Annotated in this window: 4 protein-coding genes and 1 pseudogene; all 5 read right to left on the bottom strand. The window is 36.5% G+C overall.

The features are described 5' to 3' along the window. Positions 1-65 precede the first annotated feature (65 nt). Complete coding sequence (locus HMPREF9072_RS01640; protein WP_009410200.1) at positions 66-938, bottom strand: OmpA family protein; 873 nt, start codon at positions 936-938, stop codon at positions 66-68. Positions 939-1,020: 82 nt separating this feature from the next. Then, positions 1,021-2,703: an OstA-like protein gene (locus HMPREF9072_RS01645; RefSeq protein WP_009410201.1), complete on the bottom strand. Its 1,683-nt coding sequence runs from the start codon at positions 2,701-2,703 to the stop codon at positions 1,021-1,023. A gap of 518 nt (positions 2,704-3,221) precedes the next feature. Further along, on the bottom strand, positions 3,222-4,112 hold the full coding sequence (locus HMPREF9072_RS01650; RefSeq protein WP_009410202.1) for a hypothetical protein: 891 nt from the start codon (positions 4,110-4,112) through the stop codon (positions 3,222-3,224). Beyond that, entirely contained in the window at positions 4,109-5,008 is a 900-nt protein-coding gene (locus HMPREF9072_RS01655) for a hypothetical protein (RefSeq protein WP_009410203.1), read from the bottom strand. The genes HMPREF9072_RS01650 and HMPREF9072_RS01655 overlap by 4 nt, the downstream gene beginning before the upstream one ends. A 77-nt stretch (positions 5,009-5,085) precedes the next feature. Continuing rightward, positions 5,086-5,690: pseudogene (locus HMPREF9072_RS01660) on the bottom strand (hypothetical protein); the annotation flags it as partial.

The following is a 5,690-nucleotide window of genomic DNA, read 5'->3' on the forward strand; positions in this document are numbered from 1 at the left end:
TTAGCCTTACACTACCTGCTGACTCTTATTTCATTTTCTAATTTGCTAATGTTCAAATTTGCTAATTATTTTCCTTTACCACCGATAGCAGGGTCTTTCATTCCCTCTTCAATCATAGTGTAGAATTGGTCGAGCTTAGGCAATATCACAATACGAGTACGACGGTTTAGGGCACGTCCGTTAGCATCACCATTGCTTGCTAAAGGCACGTAATAGCTACGACCGGCTGCAGTCATACGTTCAGGAGCAACTCCAAAGTCTTTTTGTAATACACGTACAATCTCGGTAGCACGCATTACGCTCAAATCCCAGTTGTCACGAATACAACTTGTTTTGATGTTTACGTTATCGGTGTGTCCTTCCACCATAAACTCAAAGTCAGGTTTATTTTTAACCACTTTTGCAACTTTTTCAAGTACGCTCTTTGCGTTTTTAGAAATAGTGTAGCTACCACTGCTGAAAAGCATCTTATCAGAGATATTGATAAATACCACACCTTTTTCTACTTTGATGTCTACGTCTTGGTCGTCTAAGTTACCCAACACTCCTTTGAGGCTTTGTACCAAAGCGAGGTTTATTGAGTCACGACGGGTAACAGCATCGCGCAAATTCTTGATAGTTAAATCTTTTTCACGCAAGCTTTCCAATGATTTTTCAAGGTTCTCAGCACCTTTTTGGGTAAGCGTAGTAAGGTTACCCATATTGTTGATGAGCTGCTGATTGTTTTCTTTGAGCAAGTCGTTCTGGTTTTTCATACTCTCCAACTTGTGAGTCAAGTTGTTCTTTTCGTCTAAACACATATTGAGTTTTACGGTAGCAGTGTTTAGCAAATCCTCAGTCTGTTTGTTTCTTGCTTCTAATTCAGCATACTTCTTTTTGGATACGCACGATGTGGTAATTAATCCCAACACCGACATTGCGATAATAAATTTTTTCATATAGTTTATGTTTTAAAATTAATCAATAGGCAAATGTACGCCTTTTTTTATTATTGTGCAATAAAAATGCCAACTTTTCGTCTTATTTGCTTTTTGGCTTCTCTTTAGCCTTCTCTTTTCCTGCCTTATTCTCTTTTTTAAGCGACGGATTTGCAAGCAGATTTTCCTCCTCGTCTATCTCCTCAGGGGTCTTCATTCCCTTAATTTCTTTGGGTTTTATTTTCTTCTCCGCATCGCTAAAAATCTCTTCTTTACTGCGGATACGTTCATCACCTCGCCATATAAATTCCTTAAACTTACGGTCGTTCACGTGTAATTTATCGTCTGGGTATAAATTCCCCGATGGTTGTGTAATAAACACCGTTTGTTGTATTTGCTGGTCTTTGTTTAAATAGAGCTTAATATGACTACAAGTCAGTTTGTTGATACCTACCAGCTCCTTAGCGTCGTTATACACGTAGTAAATAGACTCGGTATTCTGCAAAAAGTCTATTTGTCGCAAAACATTTTTCTTGAATTTGCCATACAAGAACTTACCTTTCACTTGGTTATAGCCATCGCCCAAACTGTCTTTCTCTACCACCAGTGCGTTGTTAAACACTTTCAAAGAGTCCAATTGCTCGGTCTTCGTATTGGCAATCAGGTGAATATTATCGCCTGTCATTTGGCTTTCGCCCGTCCACGCTACAGGTTTGCCCACCATTTGGGTCAGCCCATTAGCCTCGTCAGAGTGAATTGAATCGCACTTGGCTTGCATATCACTTTTGAAAATACGAGCATCGGGGTAAGCGCGAATCACGCGGTGTTGCGGTTTGCCAGTAACCAAAATGCGCTTGCCGTGCATATACATCGAGTCTTTCTCCACTAATGTGATTACCACTGCTTTTTTAGTGATAAACATCGAATCTTTAGCTTTGTGAATTTCGCCGTAATGCCCTCGTACAAAGGTCTTGTTTACCGTGTCCGAAATGAAGATATTGTTAGAACCCGAAGAAAACTGACGGCGTTTATCAAAATACAAACTATCGCCCACCAAGGTTTTCAGGTCGTATTCTATCTTGGCGTGCTTCATAAAATAACCCAATTGTCGACGCGTATCGTAAAAACCACGCTCGCAATACACTTTGTAGTCAGCGCCCACAATGGTAGTTTTGCCGTAAAAATAGGCGTTGCCCGAATTGTGATAATAGTCCAACACCTGCGAATTAACCGTAAAATCTCTATTGACAATCTTTACCGAATTGGTAAATTGGTTTTTCTTGGTCGTTACGTAATACTTTCCTGTTTTACTGGTGAGCTCATTTTCAGGGTCAGTAATTTTCCCAAAATTGTTGTAATAAGCCTCCTGAGAGTTGCGGTCGAAGAAGAGTTCTTGGGTTTCCAGCGTCATATTCCCATTGCGCAATAGCACGTTCTCGCGGGCTACAGCTGTTTTAGTATTCCCTTTATACGATACGTACTGACTGTTCATTTGTAGCGTGTCGCCTTGTTGTAGCACTACATTGCCGTGTGCAATCACCTCGTTTTTCTCCTCGTAGAGCACAGCCAAATCGCACCACACGTCTAACCCTTGATGTCGAAACTGTACCCGTTGTCCGTCCGATTTAAAGATAGTAGCCCCGGGGTATTTCTCATTGTCAATCGTAAATTCCCCCCCGTAGATAATTTCGATACGGCGGGTCTTGCTATTGTCATTCTGAGCCCAAAGGTTAGTACAAAAGGTTAATAAACAAGTGAATAATATATAGTAATACGTTTTTTTCATTCAAATTCATTCCAATGATGGTGCAAAGATACGAAAATAATCATAAATGCCAATACATCTATGCCCCACACATCAATTTTTATACCATTCTCTTCCAGTTCACAGCCTTTACTGTTTCTATATTCCTCCTTTTTCGTCTCTATATACTTTCGTTTTTCCAGTCTTCTTCCTTCGCTTAATTAACACTTTTTAACTCTTCACCCTTCGCTATTAATCCCTCATTCTTAACTACTTATATACCCTTTCTATACCAATCTTCCAAGATTCGTATAAGCTTCCTATAAGCTCTCTATAAGCTAACTATACCATAACCCTATCTTCGATACTTTCCGATTCCCTCCGAGATTCTCCGATAACACACCTTTACAATCCCTACTCTATTAAAAAAAAATAAGACAATGGTAATAAAACCATTGCCTTATAATAATTATTTTTTGTTCTCTTCTTTGCTCATTCCTTTTTCACTTCTTGTAGCATTACATCACAAGAACAAGATAATAAATATAAAATTAACTGTTTCATTTCCCTTTCTTCCAGTTTTCAAGTTCTTTCTCCTTGTCTGCCCATTCTTTTTTAAGCTCTTCAGCCCATATTAACTCTCTACCTACTTCTTTTTTTATAGCAGGTTCACTGTTATGTGAGTGACGCGGACTTTGAGTGTCGAACAAAAAATCATAACTTCCCGCTACAATGCCTTTGCCCTCTATATAAGCAAAGCGTTCAATGCCACGATGATAAGCCTCTAACCCCGAGCGATTATTCCAAGCAGTGAACGTCCAAAACAGATAAACAGTATCTTTGCCCCGTTTTTCTGTACCCGATAGGTAAATACTTTCAAAACAACGATCCAAGAAAGATTCTTTATCTTCCATCGGTGAAGCATATTTAGTAATATGTGTTCCTTTGTTCAATTCTTTTTTTAACTCAGCATAAGTAACAAAATCTTGTTTTGTATTGATGATGTTACTATCGTTCAAGTGTACTTTTGAAGAATAGTTCATCAATTGAAATACTTCTACTAAACAGGATCTTGCTTTATAATACTTGTCGCCTTCTTTTTTTACTAAAGGGAAGGAGTTTAAGAATTTATTTTTATTACTTCTGCGGACTTCTTCTATCTTAACAACAGCTTTTTCGACCTCTTCCTTAGAGACTTCTACCCAAGAGTTAGCATTGTTCATATCAGGTAATACCGAGATGAGGGTTAAATAATTATAACCAAAGGAAACTCCCTGATTATAAACGTTATACATCTCAATCTCTTTCCCTTCATAAAAAGAATGAGGGCGTAATGTATAGTGTTTTACTTGATAATGAGCGGTAAGGCTATCCAAGAATATATATTTCTGTTCTTGGGCGTTGAGGGCACAAGAACAAAATAATAATAAATATAAAATTAACTGTTTCATATCCCCATTCTCTTTCTCTCTTCTTCTTTTTTAGCCCATTCCTTTTTGAGTTCCTCTGCCCAGAGGAGTTCATTTTCGGGAAGACGTTTTAGTTTACGCCAATTACCTGTTTTATCAATAAAAAAAGGGCCTGGCATAAAATGATTAAAATACACACCTGCCACAATTCCTTTCCCTTTAACATAGCCAAAACGACTTATGTTCGTATGTAAATTCTCGTAAAATTGGTAGAAACAATATATCATATCCCCTCCCCTTTCTTCTATGTTTGAAAGATAAGTATTTTTAAGAAAATCGGGGATTCCACAAAAAGAATCGGTATTTTGTTCAAAAGGGAAATCCTGACAAAGAGGAGATAACTTCCTAAAAAAATCTCTTAAAGCACCAATAGGTGTTATAGGCTGATTGACATTGAGAATAAAACTTTTTGTAGCTATTGGTATGGGAAAAGAGTCGTTTATACAATAAAAATCTTCCACCCAACAATACTTACTTGCATAATATTCTCCCTTTATTTTTTTGACTAATTTTACCTTATTAATATATATATTTTCATTAGAAAATACTCCGAATACTTTATGCATAATTCTTCTAAAAATGTTTTTTGTTGGGAAAAAGTTATTTTTAATAGTTTTATAGTCTATTTTTTCCCAATTTGTTTTGCTATCAAGCTCAGGGAGCACCGAAAAAAGCACTATATAGCAATCATCTTTACTATTCCCGTCATAAAATACATTATACATTTCTATTGTATTCTTAGCTCCATAGGGTGAAGTATCAAGTGTATACTGTTTTACCTTATATTTAGCGGTAAGACTATCAAGCAATATATATTTTTGTTCTTGGGCTTCTATAGCCCAAGAACAAAAAAGTAATATAAATAATAAACGTTTCATAACTTATGAGATTTTAAGGGGTACAAGTTGTTCCACTTTTTCCCAATTTTTGTTGCTCATCTAAATATTTTTCTCTTTCAGACAAAGAATAATCTTCTACCACTCCTGCTTTTGCCATTGCAATGGCTTTCTTCCATAGAAATTCTAGTGCCAGGAAGAGACATAATACCTTTTGCCAAACGCTCTATAAAAGGCGCAAATCTTTCGTGTTTATCTAAAAAAACATATCTTCTAACTTGTTCGCCTCCTATGGAAAGAAATTGTTGTTTAATAAAAGGATATTTTCTATTAAATGCTTCTTGCTCTAATGAAAATGATTCAGCATTTAAATAGCCGTGAATTACTTCGTGGTAAACAGTAGCTAAAACATATTCTTGTGAAGCTCCTTTTATGATATCATCATTTAAGTAAACATCACATTCAAAAGTATTTGCAGTTGTACTTCCCCAAGATTTAGTATAGGCTACATCACCTTTATGTCGAGAGTCTGTTGCAAAAGATTCATTATGAAATGTTATATTATAATTATCATCTGAACCAAACATTCCAAGAATATTAGAAATCTCATTATTCAGTGTCTTAGCTTGGTCTAAAACAGCTTTAGCACAAGGGTTCGTGAATTTATTAATAATCTTTTCTTCTACTTTAGTTCCGTCTGAGCGCATCAAACTGGCTCCTACAC

Origin of the sequence: Capnocytophaga sp. oral taxon 324 str. F0483, assembly GCF_000318315.2 — a bacterium.
Taxonomy (GTDB): domain Bacteria; phylum Bacteroidota; class Bacteroidia; order Flavobacteriales; family Flavobacteriaceae; genus Capnocytophaga; species Capnocytophaga ochracea.